This is a genomic window from Nocardiopsis sp. NPDC055551 (assembly GCF_053619415.1).
In genome coordinates, this window is record NZ_JBSHJJ010000001.1 from 40257 (window position 1) to 60967 (window position 20711).

At 70.8% G+C, this 20711-nt stretch carries 16 protein-coding genes; 9 read left to right on the forward strand and 7 right to left on the reverse strand.

The features are described 5' to 3' along the window. Positions 1–52 precede the first annotated feature (52 nt). Positions 53–3502, forward strand: a complete 3450-nt coding sequence (locus tag ACWGSK_RS00175) for a HEAT repeat domain-containing protein (RefSeq protein ID WP_452454809.1) — start codon at positions 53–55, stop codon at positions 3500–3502. Positions 3503–3663: 161 nt separating this feature from the next. After that, complete coding sequence (locus ACWGSK_RS00180) at positions 3664–7131, forward strand: hypothetical protein (RefSeq protein ID WP_452454810.1); 3468 nt, start codon at positions 3664–3666, stop codon at positions 7129–7131. Positions 7132–7191: 60 nt separating this feature from the next. Here ACWGSK_RS00180 and ACWGSK_RS00185 read toward each other — a convergent pair whose 3' ends face one another. Further along, positions 7192–7404, reverse strand: a complete 213-nt coding sequence (locus ACWGSK_RS00185) for a hypothetical protein (protein WP_358506385.1) — start codon at positions 7402–7404, stop codon at positions 7192–7194. A gap of 550 nt (positions 7405–7954) precedes the next feature. Here ACWGSK_RS00185 and ACWGSK_RS00190 point away from each other — a divergent pair. Next, positions 7955–8164 carry a dodecin gene (locus tag ACWGSK_RS00190; protein ID WP_358506388.1) on the forward strand — a complete coding sequence of 70 codons (210 nt, stop codon included), beginning with the start codon at positions 7955–7957 and terminating at the stop codon, positions 8162–8164. Between the two features lie 81 nt (positions 8165–8245). On the opposite strand, the gene ACWGSK_RS00195 is transcribed toward ACWGSK_RS00190, so the two are convergent. From ACWGSK_RS00195 to ACWGSK_RS00205, 3 genes are all read right to left on the reverse strand, one after another. Next, the gene (locus ACWGSK_RS00195; RefSeq protein ID WP_452454811.1) at positions 8246–9028 is read right to left on the reverse strand and encodes a hypothetical protein; all 783 of its coding nucleotides are present in this window, start codon (positions 9026–9028) and stop codon (positions 8246–8248) included. 193 nt (positions 9029–9221) lie between these two features. Further along, positions 9222–9974 carry a cell wall anchor protein gene (locus ACWGSK_RS00200; RefSeq protein ID WP_358506394.1) on the reverse strand — a complete coding sequence of 251 codons (753 nt, stop codon included), beginning with the start codon at positions 9972–9974 and terminating at the stop codon, positions 9222–9224. 95 nt (positions 9975–10069) lie between these two features. Continuing rightward, entirely contained in the window at positions 10070–11608 is a 1539-nt protein-coding gene (locus tag ACWGSK_RS00205; protein WP_358506397.1) for an LCP family protein, read from the reverse strand. A 466-nt stretch (positions 11609–12074) separates the two neighbouring features. On the opposite strand from ACWGSK_RS00205, the gene ACWGSK_RS00210 reads away from it, so the two are divergent. From ACWGSK_RS00210 to ACWGSK_RS00220, 3 genes are all read left to right on the forward strand, one after another. Further along, complete coding sequence (locus tag ACWGSK_RS00210) at positions 12075–12983, forward strand: Lrp/AsnC family transcriptional regulator (RefSeq protein WP_358506400.1); 909 nt, start codon at positions 12075–12077, stop codon at positions 12981–12983. A gap of 73 nt (positions 12984–13056) precedes the next feature. Further along, positions 13057–13938, forward strand: coding sequence for a dihydropteroate synthase (gene folP, locus ACWGSK_RS00215; protein WP_452455175.1), 882 nt, complete (start codon positions 13057–13059; stop codon positions 13936–13938). Between the two features lie 181 nt (positions 13939–14119). Beyond that, positions 14120–14851, forward strand: a complete 732-nt coding sequence (locus ACWGSK_RS00220; RefSeq protein ID WP_452455176.1) for an RraA family protein — start codon at positions 14120–14122, stop codon at positions 14849–14851. 15 nt (positions 14852–14866) lie between these two features. Here ACWGSK_RS00220 and ACWGSK_RS00225 read toward each other — a convergent pair whose 3' ends face one another. After that, positions 14867–15568, reverse strand: coding sequence for a FadR/GntR family transcriptional regulator (locus ACWGSK_RS00225; protein ID WP_358506403.1), 702 nt, complete (start codon positions 15566–15568; stop codon positions 14867–14869). Positions 15569–15757: 189 nt separating this feature from the next. On the opposite strand from ACWGSK_RS00225, the gene ACWGSK_RS00230 reads away from it, so the two are divergent. Then, positions 15758–17014: a CynX/NimT family MFS transporter gene (locus ACWGSK_RS00230; RefSeq protein ID WP_452454812.1), complete on the forward strand. Its 1257-nt coding sequence runs from the start codon at positions 15758–15760 to the stop codon at positions 17012–17014. Here ACWGSK_RS00230 and ACWGSK_RS00235 read toward each other — a convergent pair. Beyond that, positions 17011–17613 (reverse strand): response regulator transcription factor, encoded by a 603-nt coding sequence (locus ACWGSK_RS00235; RefSeq protein ID WP_452454813.1) that lies wholly within the window; start codon positions 17611–17613, stop codon positions 17011–17013. The two genes, ACWGSK_RS00230 and ACWGSK_RS00235, sit on opposite strands and share 4 nt — an antisense overlap. Continuing rightward, positions 17610–18791 (reverse strand): sensor histidine kinase, encoded by a 1182-nt coding sequence (locus ACWGSK_RS00240; RefSeq protein WP_452454814.1) that lies wholly within the window; start codon positions 18789–18791, stop codon positions 17610–17612. The genes ACWGSK_RS00235 and ACWGSK_RS00240 overlap by 4 nt, the downstream gene beginning before the upstream one ends. 160 nt (positions 18792–18951) lie before the next feature. Here ACWGSK_RS00240 and ACWGSK_RS00245 point away from each other — a divergent pair, with 160 nt between their 5' ends. Both ACWGSK_RS00245 and ACWGSK_RS00250 read left to right on the forward strand, forming a co-directional pair. After that, positions 18952–19842: an ABC transporter ATP-binding protein gene (locus ACWGSK_RS00245; RefSeq protein ID WP_358506414.1), complete on the forward strand. Its 891-nt coding sequence runs from the start codon at positions 18952–18954 to the stop codon at positions 19840–19842. A 38-nt stretch (positions 19843–19880) separates the two neighbouring features. After that, positions 19881–20597, forward strand: a complete 717-nt coding sequence (locus ACWGSK_RS00250; protein WP_358506417.1) for an ABC transporter permease — start codon at positions 19881–19883, stop codon at positions 20595–20597. Positions 20598–20711 lie beyond the last annotated feature (114 nt).

Below are 20711 nucleotides of genomic sequence, written 5' to 3' on the forward strand. Positions count from 1 at the left end.
CGCCGCGAAACCTCCTTGCGGCCGGTGTCGTGGCACTGCCAAGGTGATCGCCATGCCCGAGGACATCCCCGAGAACGGCCCCGCCCGGCGTCTCCTGGCCGACGTCGTTCCCCTCAACGGGAGAGAGCGCATGCGTCGGCTCGCTCTCTACGCCCGGCAACACCGCCACGGCCCACTGTTGGCCGAGACCGTGTCCGGTCTCGACGCTCTGGACGAGCCGGCTCTGGGCGCGCACCTGGCCTTGGCCGCGCGCGACCCCGCCCTCATCACGCGCTACCTGAACGGTGCGGACCAAGACCTGCGCCGCTCCGTACTGTGCCGGACACCGGGGATGGCTCTGCCGGATCAGACCTTCGAGGCACTGCTGGACGACGCCTCCCACCGGCTGCGCCGCACTCTCTACGTCGTCCTGTACCGGGACCACCGGACCACGGTCGCGGACCGGCTCCTGCCCGTCGTCCGCGAACGCCACGGTGAGCACGAGGCCGCCTCGCTACTGCCCGCCTGTTCCACCCCGACGGTGGACGCGCACCTGGACGAACTGGCCCACCGGGTCGAAGGCTGGTCCCGGTTCGCCCGACGCCACCCGGACCCGTTGCTGAGACGACTGGAACGCGAGAAGGACACGTCTCCGATCACGGGGCAGATCTGGGGCCACCCCTGGTACCGCGTGGCCGGAGCCCTCGCCAAGGCGAGCCCCGAACTCCTCGTTCCGTTCCTGCGCGGGCGCCCCGAGCCGAACCCCACCGACCCGTTCTACGTCCAGGCCCACCGGCTCCTGCACGCGGAAGGTGACGCGCTGCACTACCCGGCCCGTTACCCAGCGTACGCGCGTGACCGTCGCGACGTGGGCGGTCTGATCAAGACCATGCACGACGCCGGCCCCCGGGCCCTGCCGATCCTGCGGGTCATGCGTTACGCGGACCGGGCGCCGATCATCGACCGGTTCGTCGCCGAGGGCGGCGGGGAACGCGCCACCCTGCTCCCCTACCTCGGCCTGTTGCCCGCGGACCGGACGGTGACCGAGGCCAGGCGGATCCTGGATCACCTGGAGCGCTTCCGGGCCGTGCACCCCGACCACACCCACCGAGACGTGGAAGCCCTCGCCCACCTGCCCTTCGACGAGGCCGAACCCGCCCTGTCCCAGGCGGCCGGAGATCCGGACCCGGACCGCCGCGAACACGCCCTGTACTGGCTGGTCGTGGCCGCCGGACGCGATGGGACCGGCGCCTTGGCCCGGGTGCTCGCCACCCGAACGGCGCGGTCCGCCGCCGACCGCGACCAGGTACGACGCTCCCTGCCCCTGGCGCTGGGGGTGCTGCCCCCGACCGCGATGGCCCCCGAAACCCTGCCCGACCTGTACCGCCTGCTCGACGACGACCTCGCCGCGCCCGACACCACCCACGCCACCCGCTGGGCCTTGGGCCACCTTGCGCTGCGGGTCCTGCGCCACCCCATGGCCCGGGACCGGACCGATCTGACCGAATGGGCGCTCACCGTCCTCGCGCGGCTGATCGAACGCCACGGCGGGGACGGTGTCACCGGGTACGGAAGAGGCGCCTACGAGCGCTGGCATCGTCGGCCCACGTTGGGTCGGAGGTGGACCCTCGCCGAGGTGCTCACCCCCGACCGGGCGCGGGACCTGTACGACCGGCTCGCGCCCGCGCTGGCCCGTGCTCGGGCCCGGGGAGACCATGACGGCACCCTGGTCCTGGCCCGCGCTCTGGGGCATCACCTGTACGGGATCCCGCCGTTGCTCGACCACGACCTGCGCGAGGTCGTGGTCGCGGACCCACCCGTCGCCAGGGCGTATGAGGCGGCGGTGCTCCACCTGCGCGGCACCCGTCCGGGAGAGCGCGTCGAACGGCTGTTCCGTGCCGCTCCCGCCACCGTCCTGATCGAGCCGGTCTGGGAGCGCCTGGCCCGGCTGCGTTCCGACCTGGTGGTCGAGGCACTGAGGGAGGCCGCTCGCCTGAGGACGGGCGGTGGACGGCCGCCCCACCGGATCGTCGAGATCCACCATGACCTGATCCGGACCTGGACGTCGGTCGAACACGCCCACGCGGCCGAGTACCTGCGGGGCGTGGTCGAGGACATGGTGGACCACGACCTGATCCCCGCGCGGGCGCTCGACGGACTGAGCGCCCTGCCCGGCGCCATGGACCACCTGCTGCCCTGGGTCGAGGCGGGCGCATGGACGAAGGAGCCCGCGCTGATCCGAACGGCGCGTTCCGATGACCCCGAACGCGCGCTCGGGGTGCTATTGGAGCACGTCGACGAGGGCACCTCCTCCCGTGCGGTCGTGGCGGTGCTCGGCTCCTGCGCTCGGCGGGTCCGGTCCTCCACCCTGGTGGCGAGCCTGGGCGAGGTCCTGGCCCGACCGGGCAAGGTGAGCGTGCGCAAGACCGCCGCTCGGATCCTGGGCCTGGTGCGTCCGACCGGTGGCCTGGAACTCCTCGTGGACCTGCTAGATCAGGAGAATCCGCACCGTGACGTGCGCGCGGCCGTACTGGAGGCGCTCATCGCCGGAAGCGACCACCCGGGGGTCCTGCCCGCACTGGAGGAACGCGTCGCTACCTTCGACGACCCCGTGGCCAGGTCCACCCTGCCGGCGCACCCGCCCTTGGACGTACACCCGGATCTGCGCGCCCGGGTGGCCCGGTTCATGGTGTCCCTTCCCGAGAGCGGCGACCCCGCCATCGACGAGCGCGTCGACGTGTGCGCCCGGATCTCGGGTTGGGCGCTGTGGGACGAGGCTCTCGCCGAGACCCTCGTCGAGGGCCTGAAGGACCTCTCCCGGTCCGACCAACGTGTGCTGCGCCTCTTCGAGGGGCTGCTCCGGGAACACCGTTACCGGGAGCGGCTGCCCGCCGTCGTGGCGGAACTGGCGGAGCTGTGCCCGCCCGTCGGCCGGGAGGTCCCCGTCCGAGGACCGGAGACGGATCGTCGCCCCTCCCTGCCGCGTAGGGCGGTCGCCACCGCCCGGATACTCGCCGAGCGGCTCCGGGGACGGGACGACCCGTACACCGCCGTAGCCGGCCTGGACCACGCCGTGGAGCGGCTGGCCGCGCACCCGGGACTGCGCGCCGAGGCGCTGCTGCTACGCCTGGCCGACCTGCCCACCCTGACCTGGAACCGGAACCGGATCCCGCCCGCGGAGGTGTTCGAGGCCCGGGTCCGAGCCTGGGCCGACCTGGCCGCCCGCCACCCCGGTGACCGGTCGGCCACACCGGAGGCGGCGGTCGCGGACCTGCTCCCGAGCGGGATCGTCCACGGGGTGGGTCCCCGACACCTCGCCGTGCTGCTGCGTCACCTCGTCGCCCCGGCCCAGCGGGACGGCGGCGAGGCGGGCCGTCTGGTCGGTCTGGTCGCCGTCGCGCTCGCCGAACGGGAGGGCCGACGGCAGGACTGGAGCGAGCCGTGGGCACGGCTCATCGCCGACCTGGGCTCATCACCTCACGAGGACGTCCGGGTGGCGGCTTGGCGGGCCGCGTCGCTGTAACACCCTCGCACCGTGGCCGGCCCCGTGACCTGCGGGGCTTGCCTCGGCCCGGGGGAGTGGCCCATGATGTCCGCCATGACGATCAGGAAGGGCGGATGCCGCCCGGGCCGTTGAGCCCCACCACGCCGACGTTCGGGTCGGCCATCGAACTCCTTCACCACGTGAGCCCTCTCTCCAGGCCCGACCGCATGGCCCGACTGGCCCGGTACGCCCTGGAACACTCGGGCACACCCCACCTCACCGCGCTCCTGCGCGAGCTCGACGAACACGGGCACGGCCGCCTCGCCCTGCACATGGCCACGGCCGCCCGAGACCTCGACCTCATCGCCCCTCACCTCGCCGGACCCGATCCGGAACTGCGCCGTGCCGCCCTGCGTGCCGTGCGCACCCTCCCGGTCCCCGACGAGGCCGTCCGACCACTGCTCACCGACGCCTCGGCCGGACTTCGCCGAGCCCTGTACCGCACCCTGTTCACCGCCCGTCGGACCACCTTGGCCGACTCCCTCCTGGACCGGGTCCGCGCGGAGTTCGGTGACCGGGACGCGGCGGCGCTCCTACCGTCGTGTACCCCCGACACGGTCACCCGACGACTGCCCGACCTCGCCCACGCGGTCTCCTCCTGGCGTCGCCTGGCCCGGCGCCACCCCGACACCCTGGCCGACCATCTCGCCGAACGGATCACCGACGAGTTCACCTGGTGGCCCCACCGAAGGGCCTTGGCCGCGCTGGACGAGATCCGCCCCGGCCGGGTCCTGGACATGCTGGAGAACTCGTCGCTGCGGAACCGGAACCTGCGGGTGCCACGCGCCCGCCGGTTGGATCGGACCGACACCCTCGACCCGCACCACGGCGCGCCCCTGGGCCCACGGCTGAACCGGGAGCTGTGGCGCGCGATGCGCCGCAACCCCGGGACGGCCCGATGCGTGCTGCGGTCACTGCCCCCGGAACGGGCCGCGGAACGCATCGAACGGGCCATCGAACGCTTGGGCGATCGATCCCCCGAACCCCTGTTCCCGTTCCTGGACCTGCTGCCACCGGCCCGGGCCGAAGAGATCGCCCGCAACGCCCTGCGCCGCTTCGCGGTCTTCCAGCGCACCAACAGCCGATGCCTGGACGCCCATCGGGACCTGGACGCGATCGTCCACCTGCCCTACGCGGAAGCGGCCCCGCTCCTATCCGAGGCCGCCTCCGCCGGTGACCCGGAGCGAAGGGCGCGAGGGCTGGCCCGCCTGTTGGAGGCCACCGCACGCACCGGTGACCCCGAACTGCTCGCCACCGTCCTGGGTGAGCGGGTCGACCGCCACGGCGCCGACCGTGACCCGGTGTGGCGGGCCCTGCTGCGCTCCCTGGTCCCGATGGAACCGACCCTGTTGTCGCCGTGCCTGGACGCCTTGCATCGATTGGTCCGGGACACGCTCCGCTCACGCGACTCCTCGGCGACCACCCGTCGGGCGTTGCGTGACCTGGTCGCCCGCCTGCTGCGTCATCCCCGGACCCGCCTCGATCCGGCCGTCCAGGACTGGGGAGTGGAGACCTACGCCCGGCTCGTCGAACGGTTCGGCGCGAGGGGATGGGGGGACCCCGATCGGGCGCGCCACAATCGTCCGTGGTGGGCACGGAACCCGCGGAGCGTCTGGTGGCGCGGGACCGAACCCGCCGGCCACCACCATGGTCCCGAACCGCGTCTGGACCAGATCCTGCCGCCCGGCGCGGAGACGATGCTCCTGGAGCGACTCGCTCCGGGCCTGCGAGCGCTCCGACGTCGTGACCCCGAAGCGCTCATCGCCCTGGCCGGTGAGCTCGGCCGTCGGGGCCGGGCCCTGGCACCGCACCTGCGGGAGATCGTGCTGGACGACCCCGCCCACGGCACCGCGGCGAGGGCCGCCGCCCCGTACCTGTCCGGACCTGACCGGGCCGACCGGGCACTGGGGTTGTTCGAGGGGGATCCGCGCACCGCTCGTGTCCCGCGGGTCTGGGAGACGCTGACCCTGCACCACGGCCCGGACACGCTCGACCGGGCCGTGGACGCCGTCCTCGGCCACCCGGATTCCGAGGAACCCACCGATGGACCACGATCCGCCGACGGTTCTTCCTCGCACGAGTGGGAGAACCGGTGGCGCACCGCCGGGGACGATCCGGTATGGGTGCCGCGCGTGGAACGGTTCCTGGCATGGGACTGGCCCGAATCCCTCCGCGCACGTCTGACCGCCCACCTGCGGGCGGTGGTCGTCGACCCCGTATCGACCGTCGAGGAGCGCGAGGCCGCGCTGCGTTCGCTGTGCGCGCTCCCCGGCGGCGAGGCGCACCTGGCCGTCCACCTGGCCGGCGACGACGTCCTGCTGCGCGAGGCCACGATGTCGGCCCTGGGCCGCTCCGCCGACCCCGCGGGCACCCTGGAACGGGTCATATCGCACGCCGATGGTCCGCAGTCCAGGGCCGCCGGGCCGGTGATGTCCCGCTGCGCCCGCTGGACACCGCCCTCCCGGCTGGGGTCGTCGCTGGTGCGGGCGCTCGAAGGACCGGTCAAGGTGACCGTCCGCAAGAGCGCGGCCCGGCTCCTGGCCGCCCACCGGCCCGAGGAGGCCGTGCCCTCCCTGACCCGGGTGCTGCGCCGCGAAGCCGAACATCGCGACGTGACGGCCGCCGTGGCCGCCGCGCTCCTACGGTGCGCCGACGACCCCCGTGCCCTGAGTGCCCTGGCCGAACGCGTGCCCGCCTTCACCGCGGAGGAGATCCAGGTCGCTTTGCTGGGGGTCGACCCGGACCTGCTGGCCCCCGCCGTCCGCGCGCCGGCCGCTCGGATCCTGAACACCCTCCCGGCCCCCGAACGAGGTCATTGGCGAATGACCGGCTGGTGGGCCCGGTGGGATCTATGGGGTGAGCAGACGATCGACGACGTCGTCGACGCCCTCTGCGACCTCGATCGTCCCTTAACGCGGTCGATGGCCGCGTTGCGCCGCCACCTGGACACGGGGCGCGGTGTGGACCGGATCGCGGAAGCCCTGGGACGCCTCCTGGACCAGGTTCCGTCGGCGGCACGGGGGATTCCACCGCGCCGGACCGGCCCGGAACGGTGGGAGAGCGCCCACCGGCGCGTCCAGGAACTGGCGGGGCTGATGAACACCCTGCTGGAACGCACCGATGCGGGACACACGATCGGGGAGGACCAAAGGGACCGGTGCCTGGAGTTGCTCCGGGGCAGAGTCGAGTACCGGAGCGAGACGATCCGTCTGCTTCAGACCGACCTGAACCGGCGGCTACGGGAACAGGACGACCCGTCCGCCGCGACCGTGGTCGACCACCTGTCCGACGTCGCCGGGGTGCTCGCCCTCGGAGGGGTCGCCGGTCCCCGACACATGGATCGCCACGTCGACGGGATCGTTCCACGGTACGGAAACGGCGGGTTGCCGAACGAGACGTCGGCCGCTGTGGTGCGCGGTCTCCTGGCCGTGGCCGCCGCCGACCCGGGGGAACATGGACGGGTCGTGGGAGCCCTGGCGTTGGTGATGGTCGAGCGCTGTGGCGGGGAGACGGGTTGGGCGGATCCCTGGCCGGAACTGCTCACGGCGGTCGGGGCGGTCGGCCACGAGGACCTGCTGCTGCACGCTTGGCACCTGGCCATGGGCTGAGGACGGGGCGTCCGGGCATCACCGCGACGGTGGTCGGACGCCTCCCCTCAGAGGCCCGTGTCAGCCCTCGAACTCGTCCATGGGGACGGTCTCGCGCAGGAAACCGCGCATGTCCAGGAAGTTCGCCAGGTAGTCGCGGTGCTCGTCGCAGGCCACCCACACCTTGCGACGGTCGGGGGTGTGCAGCTTGGGGTTGTTCCACACCAGGGCCCAGTCGGCGGGGGCACGGCAGCCCTTCCGAGAGCAGTGTGCGTCCTTCGTGGTGTCACCCAATGCCGAACCCCAGGAGATCAAGCGGAACCGATGGTCAAGCCACGGCCACGGGCGGGTGGCCACCCGCCCGGGTGTGGACAAAAAGCGACGCCGGGTGGTTACGGGGGCAAACCACCCGGCGTCACATGCGATGTTCCAACGGGGGCTCGGAACATCGCCGCGCGCTCCGACGGGGGACCGAAGCGCTACAACCCAATGTACACCGCCGCCCCCCGGGGTACGTCAAGAGTCAGTTACGACGTTGTCTCGGGAAAGTCCCGTCGACGTAGGGTCTTCAGTCCCAGGTCAGGACTAATCTGACACTTCGCCCCCACTTGTGTCCCTGTGTTCCCCCGAGTCCACCGTGGCACTCGGGTCAATCCGGTCCCACGCGGGACCAAGGCCCCCGGAAAAGGTCGGCAAAGGTCGAGGATCCCCGGTTTCGGAAGGGGATCCGGGACGAATCGGTCATCTCTCACGGCCACGTGTGACCGTGGGGGATCGGGGGGACGCAGGGAACGGGGGCCGCGTCCGCGCCGCCCCCGCAACCGACTACGCAGGGGGTCCACCGATGACCGACCACACCTACCGCGTCACCGAGATCGTCGGCACTTCGCCGGACGGGATCGACCAGGCCATCCGCAACGGCGTCCAACGGGCCTCGGCGACGCTGCGCGGGCTCGACTGGTTCGAGGTCACCCAGGTCCGCGGGCACATCGAGGACGGCCAGGTCGCCCACTTCCAGGTGGGCCTCAAACTCGGTTTCCGGCTGGAGGACTGAACCGGCCCGGACCGGGCCGACGGAAAGGGCTCGCGACCACCGCTACGACCCGAGATCGGTTCGAGCCCTTCCCGGTGAGGGTCAGGCCTCGTCGGGGTCCGGGCCGCGCAGCACGTCCACGTGCACGTGGTCCAGGTGGCGCAGGATCTCGTTGTCGGGGTCGGCCTCGTAGTGGCGCCACCCCAACGACGGGTAGCGGGTGCTCCAGATCTTGTCGTCGAAGATGATCACGTCGACCTGGAAGTCGGGGGCGTGCGCGATGAGCCAGTGCGCCATCAACCACCCTTGGCGGCGGTTGTCCTCGGTGACCGGCCGGTAGAAGATGTCGAGCGCGCGGCCCTCGTAGTGCGCCGACCCCTCACCGTGCCCGGAGTCGTAACCACCGGCCACGTAACCGCCGATGCTGGTGTCGGAGAAGTGCTCCTCCACGCCCGCCTTGAGGGTCTCGGTGCGCGGGGTCATACCGGAGGGCCTCTCCTCCTCGAACTCGACCTCCTCGCCACCGTAACGGCAGGTCAGTGAGGGGCCGGCGTCATCTTCCGGGCCCTCGACGAGCACCCGCATCACCTCGTCCGGGATGTCCTCCACGTCGGGCTGTTCGACCGGGGCGTCGTCGCCCTGGGCGATGACCGCCGCCGCCGTGGTGGCCCGTTGCGCCTGCTCGCGGTCGAGCCGGACCTGGTCGTCGCCGACCCAGACCGAACAGTCCGGTCCCCACGGAGTCGAGACGGGAAAGACCTTCTCCTGGTTGTGCACCACCCACCGGGCGCCGAGGACCGCGACCACGGCGAGCGCGGCCAGGATCGCCGTCGACAGGATCACCCCGTGCCAGCGGCGTCCGGGTGCGGCGGCTCTGTGCGTCATGGACTCTGCCCCTCCACGCCGAGGGCGGGCGACCGGGCGGTCGCCTTCTCGTCCCTGGCGCACGTGTCTGGTGGCCTCGAAGAAGAGGCACTTCGTTTATTGGACACAGTGGCCATTCGAGTCATTCCCGACTGTGGCCTGAATCAAAGTCGGCGGCCCGGGTGAAACCGCCCATGATCACGGCCCCGACCGATCACAGCACCGACCACAGGACGAAGACCCCACCCAGGACGAGGGTGAGGGCCCAGATCCGGTCCATGGTCACACCCTTCCAGCGCAGGGCGTGCACCCCCAGGAAGTCGTAGGCGATGAGCGCCGCCACCCCCGCGGCCGCGAACATGGCCAGGGTGTGCACCCCGGTCGCCGCCAACCCGAGCAGAGTGGCGTCCCACAGGCTCCAGGAACCCTCGACCACCTCCGCCGCGCCGGCCGTCCCGGTCTCGGCCGTGGCCGATCCCGGATCCACCGGTCCGCCTCCCTCCGCCGCCGACATCGCACCGTGCCCGCCATGATCGCCGTGACCACCACCGTCCACGTGGGTGTGCGAGAGCCCGCCCGCCAACACCGGCATCAGCATCAGACCCGCGCCGTGCGCCGAGGCCATCAGGAACGACCAGGCGGTCAGCTGCCACAGCGGAAGCCGCACCTGCCGCCAGTGGAAGTGCCGCCGGGAGAGCAGCATCACCAACCCCACGAGCACGATCACCGCGCCGCCCAGCACCGGGAACAGCACCGAGGCCGTCACCGAACCGGTCACCGTGATCGCCACCGCGGCCACCGCCACACTGCCGGCGTGGCCCACCGCGATCGCCGGCAACGCGCGTAGCACTTGGGCGCGCCCGCCCTCCTGGAGGCCACGGCCGACCGCGAGCAACCAACCCATGCCGGGGTGCAGTCCGTGGAAGGCGCCGAGGGCTACGAGGGTCCAAAGCTGCGCTGCGGTCACGGGGCCAGAGTCACACGCGGTCGAGGCGGTGGCAACGCTCGGTGCGGGACCGGCCGGGACCGGCCACCGCACCGAAGCGGGTTTGGGGCCTCACATCAGGGGCACAGCGCGTCGAGGTCGCTTGCCTCCGCGCCGACCTGGCGCCCCGGGTCGGCCGGAGACTCCTCGTCCAGACCGGTGTAGTCCTGCCACTCGGTCCGCTCCTCCGCGGACTCCTGCCCCGATTCCTCCTCGTCGGAGGCCTCTTCAGAGGGCTCCTCTGAGGACTCGTCCGGCAGCTCGTCGCCCTCGGCACTGCTGTCGATGGCCTCCTGGACCAGATCCTGGATCTCCTCCCAGTCCGGAGCGGCGGTGTTGACCTGGGGTGGGGAGAGCTGGAAGGTGCTCATGGAACCCTCGTCGGTGACCAGGTCGGCCAGCTCGATGAAGGCCGGCACCTTGGACTGGGGGATGTCGGTGGTCAGGGTCCGCTTGGTGGCCCCGGCCAGGCGCCGGTAGCTGGTGAGGACCGTGGAGGGCTCCACCTGCTCGGCGACGTACTTGATCAGACAGCCCTGGCGGCCCATCCGCCCGTAGTCGTCGCTGTTGACCCGGGACCGGCCGTACCAGAGGGCGTCGTGTCCGTTCAGCCGCCGCAGACCCGGCTCCAGCACACCGCCGTGCACGCCATAGGGGATGGGCTCGTCGATGCGCACCTGGATGCCGCCCACGGCGTCGATCAGGTCCCGAAAGCCCATCATGTCGACCATGGCGTAGTAGTCCACGTCCAGGTCCAGGTTGTGCGCGATCACCTTCTTGAGGGTGTCCGCGGCCGGGTCCGGGGCGATGGGGTTCATCGCGAGCTCCTCGGGCTCCTCGGCGATCGTCTGGTAGACGTCGTTGAGCAGCAGGTCGAACCCGTAGGGCTCGGGGTAGCGCTCGGCCAAGGCGCTGTCCTCGGGGAAGTGGACGTCCTCCAGGTTGCGCGGCATGCCCACGAGCACGGTGTCACCTGTGTCGGTGTCCACGCTCGCCACCATCATCGTGTCGGTGCGCGTGCCGTAGCGGTTGTCGCCCGAGTCCGCGCCGATCAGCAGCACGTTGAGCCGCTCGGCCCCGTACCAGGGGTCGGCCGCGTCGTGTGGGGGCAGGTCCTCGCGTTCGGGCGTGCCGAACACCGACCCCAACGTCTCGTAGGCGGTGTACCCGGCGTGCAGCGCCCACGCGGAGGGCACGGCCACGGTCAGGCACAGCAGCAGCACGGTCATGGCGCCGATCATCCGCAGGCCCCGCCCCTTGCCCTCGGGGCGGGTGATCACCCAGGAGTGGACGATCACGCTCATCCACACGACGGCGACGACGAACACCGCGCCCATCGCGCCCAACAACCACATGTCCTGTACGGCCATCCCGGCCAGCACCGTCATGGCGCCGGACTCGTGCGCGCCCAATCGGTAGGCCCACAGTCCCAGGGCGACGATCCCCAGGAGGTAGAGGCCCAGGATCAGGGCGCCCGCCTTGCGTCGCCCCATGCGCAGATGAGCCGCTCCGGGGAAGGGAACCGACACGGCGGTCCACAGCAGCGCCCCACCCGTGCTCGGGCGCCCGCTCCTGGGCTCGGGTGCCTCATCTGGCCGCTCGTCCTCCGCTGCCACCGGCATTCCTCTCACACCAAGGGGCGATCGGGTCCGCCCCGTACTGGTTCATGTGCCCACACCGCGATTCCGGGTGGCGGCCACCTTCGGTTGTGCCTCTTACGGGTTTTACGCCCGTGAACGTCCCCACGGTTCCGACCGCTCACGCCGAAGTCACCGTGCCGGGATCCCATGGTCCCGTGCGTTCTGGGGGCCTTACCCGGGCCCGCCCGTTCAGTGTGGCGCTTTGCGGAGGTTGTATGCACTGCGTACCCGTCTCAAGGGATGTTCTATACAAGTCTGTTATGTGGTCGAGAGGTATCCGATGGGGTTTTGGCAACCCGGCTCGGGCCGGTCAAAGGGGTGAATGAGCCGATTTCTTTGGCGATCCGTAGTACGAGAGGCTCCACAACTGCGATGATCTGGCCGGAGGAGGGGGCGTCGTTCGGGGGAATGGACGACGACATGGGAACGAAAGGCAGGCATCGTGCTCGATGCGGTTGACGCGGCGCTCATGCGCGCGTTGCAGGGGGACGGCAGAGCGACCTTCCAGGCACTGGCCGACGGCGTCGGTCTGTCACGGACCGCGGTGCGCGCTCGCGTGCGGCAACTCGTCCAGTCAGGGGCGATCCGGATCGTCGGCGTATTGCACGCCGGTGTGGTGGGCATGGAGGTCTTGGGCCACGTGTCCTTCCGGATCGGTGGACCGGTCGAACCGGTCCTGGAGGCCCTGGAGGAGCGGGAGGCGGTGACCTTCGCGGCGCAGACCGCGGGGCGCTTCCCCGCGGTGGCGCAGGTGCGCGTGGCCGATGACGCCGCGCTCACCAAGGAGATGGCCCACCTGCGCTCGCTGCCGGGCGTGGAGGGCGCGGAGGTCTTCCGGGCCAACGCGGTGTACAAGGACGCCCACAGCAGTGTGAGGGAGCTCCACGACGTCGAACTGGACGCGCTGGACTGGCGACTGGTCCGCAGACTCCTCAAGGACGGCAGGGCTTCGTACGCGGACCTGGCGCGCCAGGTGGGACTGTCCCAGGCGGCGGCCCGCTCCCGGGTGGTGCGTCTGCTCGAATCCGGGGTGGTGCACGTGACCGCCCTGGTCGATCCCACGGCGGCGGGCTCCAACGAACAGCTCGGATTCGGTCTGCACTGTCGGGGCGACGCCGACGCGCTGGGCAGCGCCCTGGCCAACATGGCCAGGGTCTCCTTCCTGGCCAGCGGGTTCGGGCGCTACGACGTGGTCGGCAGGCTCACCGCCCCCGACCGTTGCCGTCTGGTGGAGGCACTGGAGACCATCCGCTCCACCATGGGCGTCGGTCACGTGGAGACCTGGGAGCACCTGCGGGTGCGCAAGGAACGTCGCGGCGGTGAACGTCCGGAGGCCTGGATTCCGAGCTGAGAGGCCCACACCCGACCCTTCCGGCGCCGGTCCCGGCCGGCCACCGTGTTCGACCATGGCCCAGGATGGAGCCATGGTGACAGGTGGTCCGGCGGTGCCGGAGGGAACAGGGACACTGCGACTGCGTTCGCACACGTACGCGGGGAACCGGTACGCGGTGATGGGGGTGATCAACCGGACCCCCGACTCCTTCTACGATCAGGGCGCGACCTACGCCCTGGAGGCCGCGTTGGCCTCCGCCGACCACGCCGTGGCGGCGGGGGTGGACGTCATCGACGTGGGCGGGGTCAAGGCCGGTTACGGCGCCCCCGTGGACGAGGACGAGGAGATTCGTCGCACGGTCCCGTTCGTACGTGAGTTGCGCGAGCGCCACCCCGACGTGGTGATCTCCGTGGACACCTGGCGCGCGCGGGTGGGACGCGCGTGCGCGGAGGCCGGCGCGGACATGATCAACGACACCTGGGCCGGGGCCGACCCCGACCTGGCGCGGGTGGCCGCGGAGTACGGCACCGGGCTGGTGTGCAGCCACAGTGGTGGCCTGGCCCCGCGCACCGACCCGCACCGGGTCCACTACGACGACGTCGTCGCGGACGTGGTCTCCGGTGTGTGCGCCCTGGCCGAACGAGCGGTCTCCCTGGGTGTGCGGTCCGACGGGGTGATGATCGACCCCACGCACGACTTCGGCAAGAACACCTATCAGTCGTTGGAGCTCACCCGACGGTTGGGCGAACTCGCCGCGACCGGCTGGCCGGTCCTGGTGGCGGTCTCCAACAAGGACTTCGTGGGGGAGACCCTGGGGGTCGGTCTGACCGATCGTGGAGAGGGCACGCTCGCCACGTTGGCGGTCTCGGCACTGGAGGGCGCCCGGGTGTTCCGGGTGCACGACGTGGCGGCGGCGCGGACGGCCCTGGACGCGGTGGCAGCCGTCGGTGCGAGGGGTGGTGCGACCGTGTGAGAACCGGTGATGGTTCCGGCCATCCGTGTAACCACCGGTAACATTTTTACGTGTTTCCCGCCCGTATGGCTTGCGTCACGCTTAAGTTACCCGTGAGTATGGAGGAGGCCGGTTCGAGCCGGCCGCACCGGGCGCGGGTGTAATGGAGGCTGACATGGCGCTTGCGAAGACGTTGACGGCTGTGGGGACGGTGGCACTGGCCCGAAGCGGAGGCCGACCGTTCGGTACCCACCTCTTCTCCGTCTGGCCGGGAGCCGCGTTCGCCGCGACCGCCTTCCCGGTCCGCTGCGCCCCCGGGGACAACCTCGCGCTACACGTGGCCGTCGCCCAGGCCCCACCCGGTTCCGCGCTCATCGTGGACGTCTCGGGTGAACCCGAATACGGCTACGTGGACGAGATCCTCGCCGTGGCCGCCCGTACCAAGGGCATCGTCGGGATCGTCCTTGAGGGATGCGTGCGCGACGTCGCCGCCATCGCCCACTGCGAACTCCCCGTCTTCGGCACGGGGGTCTCGGTCCGCGAGGCCGGGCACGACGCCGGTGGTTCGGTGGGCCGCCAGATCACCATGGAGGCCACCGGCCCCGTACCGCTGTCGGTCCGCCGCGGAGACTGGATCGTCGCCGACGACGACGGGGTGGTCTGCCTGCCGCGCGGCCAGGTCAGCGCCATCATCGCCGACACCATGAGCAGCATCTCCCGCGAACGCGAGATCATCGACGCCGTGAGCGAGGGGGCGAGCACCTTGGACCTGCTCGGCCTGGATCCCTCGCGGGTCACCGGCTGGGAAGAGGCCCCCGACCCGCCGACCGACCTCACCACCCGCCGCGGCCGCCCCCGCGCGCTCAACCCGCGGAAGCGATCGCGTCGCGGCTCCTTCTCGGCGGTCACCGACGTCTACGGCGGGGACCACTGAGAAGACGGTGCGGTGTCAGTCCTCGGTGAGGGACAACAACTCGTCGAGGTAACAGGTGGCCTCACGGGCGGCCCGGATCGGATCCGCGTCGCGAACGGCCTCGGTCAGCTTGCTGTGGTCTATCCCCTCGGTGGCGGAGGAGGGTTGCTCGGCGGCCTCGTCGCTCTGTTCGTAGGCGGTGTGGGCGATGCTCGCGTAGACCACCTGGGCGATGTCGTCGTACAGGTCGATGAGCAGGGTGTTGTGGGTGGCGTTGACCACCGCCCGGTGGAAGGTGAAGTCCGCCTCCACGAACGCGCCCATGTCGCGGCCGAGCCACGCTTCCTCGCGCAGGGCCATGGCCCGATCGATGTCGGCCATGTCCTCCTCGGTGTGGCGCATCGCCGCGAGACGCGCCGCCTCCACCTCCAGGGCGCGCCGGACCTCCAGGTTCTCCCGCACGCGGGAGCGCTCCAGGCGCCTGCGCAGGGCGCCACCGAGCTCGCTGGAGGCGCGTACGAAGGTGCCGGCGCCCTGGCGAATCTCCAACAGGCCCGCGTGGGCCAGGGCGCGAACCGCCTCACGGACGGTGTTGCGGCCGACTTCGAGCTGTTCTGACAGCTCCGATTCGGTGGGGATACGGTCGCCCACACCCCATTCACCGGAGTCGATCTGGGCTCTTAGCTGGCTGATGACCTGGTCGACCAGACCGGTCCGGCGTGTAGAGGCGAGGGGCACGCGTAAACCTCCTAGGGGCGGGTCGCCGGATGACAGGGCCAGCGCACAGGTATGGAACGGTTAAGGAGGGAGCCTAGACCAGATGGGCATGGGAATAGGCCCTCATGGGCAATGCGTTATCCTCATGAAGTACATAGGGTCATCCTACGATTATGTGAGCCGCGTCCCATGAGCGCCACCCCTACGCGCATGACACCTCCCGAAAACACCTCCGCGGCCGGGACCGAAACCGCCTCCGCGCTCCCGCGCAAGGCCTTGGTCCTGGTCGCCGTGGCCATCGCACTGGCCGCACTCAACCTGCGCACCGCCATCACCAGCGTCGGACCCGTCCTGGACGAGGTCACGAGTGGTCTGGGCATGAGCGCGGTGGGCGCCGGCCTGCTCACGACCCTGCCCGTACTGTGTTTCGCGCTCCTGGGCGGGCTCACCCCCACCCTCGCCCGCCGGCTCGGCTCCCACCACCTGCTCGTGTACGCGCTGAGCGCGCTCACCCTCGGCCTCGTCGCCCGGGCCCTGGCACCCGAACCCTGGTTGTTCCTCGCCCTGAGCGTCGTCGCGCTGACCGGTGGCGCGATCGGCAACGTCATCCTCCCCGCCCTGGTCAAGCAGCACTTCCCCCACCGGGTCGGGCTGATGACCACCGTCTACACCACCGGCCTGGCCGTCGGTACCGCCATCGCCGCCGCCGTCACCGTGCCCCTGGAGGAGGCCACCGGTGAGTGGCGTGTGGCCATCGGGGTCTACGCGCTCTTCGGGCTGGTCGCCGTACTGCCCTGGCTGCTGGTCCTGCGCCACGAACCGGTCACGGGCGGGAGTGGCCGCGCGATCGGACCGCGCCGGGTCCTGTCCACCGGCCTGGGCTGGCAGGGGGTGGTGTACTTCGGTACCCAGTCCTCCATCGCCTACATCATGTTCGGCTGGTTCGCCCAGATGCTGCGCGACCAGGGCATGGACGCCCAGTCCGCCGGGGTCATGCTGGCCTACCTGACCGCCCTGGGCATCCCCATGTCCCTGGTGTTGCCCACGCTCATCGTTCGCGTGCGCGACCAACGCCCCTTCGTGGTGCTGTTCGTCGTCGCCTACCTGGCCGGGTTCATCGGCCTGTGGATCTCGCCGCTGTCGGGCACCTGGGTGTGGACCACCCTCATCGGCGTGGGCATGGGCAGCTTCGTCCTGGCCCTGACCATCTTCGCCGTGCGCACCCGCACCGCCGAGGGGACCGCCGCCATGTCCGCCTCCAGCCAGAGCCTCGGCTACCTGCTGGGTGGCGCCGGGCCGTTCCTCTTCGGAATGCTGCACGAGGTCTCGGGCGGCTGGCACGCCCCGATGACCATGATCACCGGCATCGTCGTCATCAACCTCGCCGTGGGCCTGCTGGTGGGACGTCCCCGCTACCTGGAGGACGTCATCGCCGAACGAGAGGCCCGCACCCGACCGACCGGCTAAAGCCAGTCGTGCTCGCGGGCGTAGCGGGCGGCCTGGTGACGCGTCCGGGTCTGCGTCTTGCCCATCGCGCTCGACAGGTAGTTGCGCACCGTGCCCTGGGCCAGGTGCAACCGTCCGGCGATCTCCGCGACCGAATAGCCATCGCCGGTCACCCGCAGCACGTCGACCTCCCGGGCGGTGAGCGGGTTGTCGTCGATGACCGCCAGGGCCGACACGTCCGGGTCGATCCACCGGCGCCCCTCGTGCAGACTCCGCACGACGGAGGCGATGTGCGCCGGGTCCGCCGACTTGCTGACGAACCCCTGTACGCCGAGCTTCAGGGCACGGCGCAGCACTCCGGGACGGGCGTGCCGGGTGAGCATGAGGATCACCTGCTCCGGTAGCTCCCGGCGGATCCGCGCCACCGCGTCCAGACCGTCGACCCCGGGCATCTCCAGGTCGATGACGAGCACGTCGGGCCGATGTCGCAGGGTCGCCTCCACCGCCGACCCTCCCTCCTCGGCCTCCGCGAGCACGGTGATCTCGTCCTCCATGGGCAGCAACGCCGCCAACGCCGAACGCAGTAGGGCCTCATCGTCGGCCAGGACCACGGTGGTCATCGAGCATCCTTCCAAGATCGGGCGGTGATGTCCGAAACGGTGTCCGAATCATCGGTGAGAGAGGCGCTAGGGGCGGGAAAGGTCGCCTCGGTCAGGAAGTCCTCGCCGGAGCGCTCCACGACCAACTCCCCGCCCAGATCACTCACGCGGGCGCGGAGCGCCGCCAGCCCGCGCAGTTCGGTGACGGGTCCCGTCCGCGCGCCGTCGTTGGTGATGGAGATGCCGCGTTCCGTCAACGTGATCCGGACCCGTTCCGCCTGGGCGTGTCGCAGGATGTTGGTGGTCGTCTCCCGCAGCACCTGGCCGAGTATCTCGCCCACCCGTGAATCGACCTCGTTCCGGCGTTCGACGGACACCCGGATCCCCGCGGCCTCGAAGAGGTTGCCGGCGTTCTCCAGTTCCGCGGACAGGTTGAGTCGCCGCTGGGCGTGGGCGAGTTCCTTGGTCCGGGCGATGGTGTCACCGACCAGCTCGTACACCTCGCCCAGCTCCCGGTCGGCCCGCTCCCGGTCCTGCCGCCCCTGGTCGCGCCCCAGCAGCTTGCGGGCCAGCGCCACCTTCAGCTTCACCACGTGCAGGGTGTGCCCCTGGATGTCGTGCAGGTCGCCGGCGAACCGCACCCTTTCACGGGACACCGCCAGGTCGGCCTCGCGTTGGCGGGACCGTTCCAGTTCGTCGACGAGCACGGCCACCACCTGGATGAGGGACGTCAGGACGCTTCCGGTGACCGCGACGCACACGGTGGCCACAGTGTGGGTGAACAACTCGAAGGGGGACAGCCCCAGGGTCAAGGGCATGGCGGCGAGCACCACCACACCGAAGCCGATCAAGAGCACGGTCGCCGCACGCCGGTGCCGGGCAAGCCGTTGGACGAACAACGTCCCGACGATGGCCAGCCCGAAGGACGCCGACAGGGTCTCGGCCACCAGGACCCCGACCGCCCACACCACGGCGGTCACCACCAGGCCCGGCACCAGGACCCGCAACCGCTCGTCCGCCGCCGACCGGTTGACGGTGAACAACGCCGTGGCCAGGCTCGCCGCCAGCAGGAGGGCCTGCCACCAGACCTGGGTGTCGGTGATCACCAACAACGCGCCGGTGGCGGAGAGCGCCGCCGTCACGACGCTGACGTTGAGCCTGCGCAGATCACGTGGTGTCGCCTCGGTCTGTTCGGACATGGCGGGAGACCTTCCAGGTTGCGGGACCGGCCCCAGTATTCAGGTCGCGCACGGGCGTCACCAGTGACACCACGTCATGCCCCCGCACTAGGGAAAGTCACGGTCGGCTCCTGACACGGTGACACTGCCCGCCGAGCGTCGCGAAGACTGTAATCGAAGCATGGCGAACACAACGGTCATCGACGTCCAACGTCTCAACGTCCGCTACGGCGACTTCCACGCCGTCAAGGACCTGTCCTTCCAGGTGAACCGAGGGGAGCTGTACGCGCTCCTGGGCACCAACGGCGCGGGCAAGACCTCCACCCTGGAGACCATCGAGGGGCATCGAGCCGCCACCTCGGGCGAGGTCCTCGTCTTCGGGCACGACCCTCGTGATCGCCGCGCCGTGCGCCCCCGCATGGGCGTCATGTTGCAGGAGAGCGGGTTCACCCCGGACCTGACGGTACGCGAATCGGTCCGGCTCATCGGGGCGCTGACCCGCCGCACCGACGACGTCGGCCGCGTCCTGGCGGTCGTCGACCTCACCCGCAAGGCCGACACCAAGGTGGCCCAGCTCTCCGGTGGTGAGAAACGGCGACTGGACTTCGCCACCGCCGTGTACGGGACACCCGAACTGGTGTTCCTGGACGAACCCACCACCGGCCTGGACATCCGTTCCCGGGACGAGCTGTGGGCCGCGGTGGAACGGATGCGCGAGGCCGGTTCCACGGTCGTGCTCACCACGCACTACCTGGAGGAGGCCCAACAGCGCGCCGACCGCATCGGCCTGATGCACCGGGGTTCGCTACAGCGGGAGGGGACGGTCGCCGAACTCACGCGGGCGTTGCCGTCCGTCATCCGCTTCTCCGTGCCCGACACCGCGCCGCGCCCACCGTCGTCGGCGGCCCACCAGGGGGACGGAACGTTCCTGGTGGAGACCCTCGACCTCCAGGGGGACATGTACGCCCTGCTCGGCTGGGCGCGGGAGCACGCGGTGGAACTGCGCGGACTGGAAGCCGGCCCGACCCGCCTGGACGACGTCTTCCGCGCCCTGGACACCGCCGACGCCTGACCCCGCCCCGAGCACCACACCCATAAAGGACCCACGCCATGCTCACCATCGCCCAAGGCGAACTGATCCAGATCTTCCGAAACCGGTTGGTCCTGGTCACCATGCTCGTACTCCCGGCGGCGTTCAGTGCCTTCTACATCTACCTGCACGACCTCATCCCCGCCCTGGACCTGGGGGCGACCGCCGCGGTGGTGACGTTCCTCGTGATCGCACTGGGTCTGTACAGCACCTCGGTGACCACGCTCGCCTCCCGCAGGCAGAACCTGTTCCTCAAGCGACTGCGCTCCACGGCCGCCGGCGACGGCGAGATCCTGGCCGGGCTGCTGCTGCCCGTCACCGTCATCACCGTGCTCCAGGTGGCCGTGGTCCTGATCGCGCTGACCGTGTTCGCCGGAGGACCGGCCGACCCGCCGCTGTTGACCGTGGCGGTGCTGTCCACGGTCGTCATGATGCTGGGGCTGGGGCTGGCCACGGCCGGGGTGACCGACTCCCCGGACCACGCCCAGGTCACCACGTTGCCCCTGCTGGTGGGCACCCTCGCCGTGTCCGGCTGGGTGGGGTTCACCGGAACCGAGGAACTCACCCTGCTCAAGCGGCTGCTGCCCGGCGGTTCGGCGAGCGAACTGATCGTCAACGCCTGGAACGGCGGCATGCCGCTCGGCGACTCCCTGTGGCTCCTGGCGCCCACCCTGGCCTGGGTCGCGGTCGCCCTCTTCGCCGCCACCCGACTCTTTCGCTGGGAACCACGCCGCTGACCACCGGCCCCGTCACCAGAAGTCCACGAGCCTTCGCGGGTCGACGCAGTCGATGGTCACCTGCAAGATCACGTCCATGCGCGGAGCCTGCCACACCGCTCCGACATTCCCACC

Coding starts and splice junctions, on each gene's coding strand:
- ACWGSK_RS00175 (WP_452454809.1), top strand. CDS start 53: ATGCCCGAGGACATCCCCGAGAACGGCCCCGCCCGGCGTCTCCTGGCC.
- ACWGSK_RS00190 (WP_358506388.1), top strand. CDS start 7,955: ATGACCGACCACACCTACCGCGTCACCGAGATCGTCGGCACTTCGCCG.
- ACWGSK_RS00195 (WP_452454811.1), bottom strand. CDS start 9,028: ATGACGCACAGAGCCGCCGCACCCGGACGCCGCTGGCACGGGGTGATC.
- folP (WP_452455175.1), top strand. CDS start 13,057: ATGGTGACAGGTGGTCCGGCGGTGCCGGAGGGAACAGGGACACTGCGA.
- ACWGSK_RS00230 (WP_452454812.1), top strand. CDS start 15,758: ATGACACCTCCCGAAAACACCTCCGCGGCCGGGACCGAAACCGCCTCC.
- ACWGSK_RS00235 (WP_452454813.1), bottom strand. CDS start 17,613: ATGACCACCGTGGTCCTGGCCGACGATGAGGCCCTACTGCGTTCGGCG.
- ACWGSK_RS00240 (WP_452454814.1), bottom strand. CDS start 18,791: ATGTCCGAACAGACCGAGGCGACACCACGTGATCTGCGCAGGCTCAAC.
- ACWGSK_RS00245 (WP_358506414.1), top strand. CDS start 18,952: ATGGCGAACACAACGGTCATCGACGTCCAACGTCTCAACGTCCGCTAC.
- ACWGSK_RS00250 (WP_358506417.1), top strand. CDS start 19,881: ATGCTCACCATCGCCCAAGGCGAACTGATCCAGATCTTCCGAAACCGG.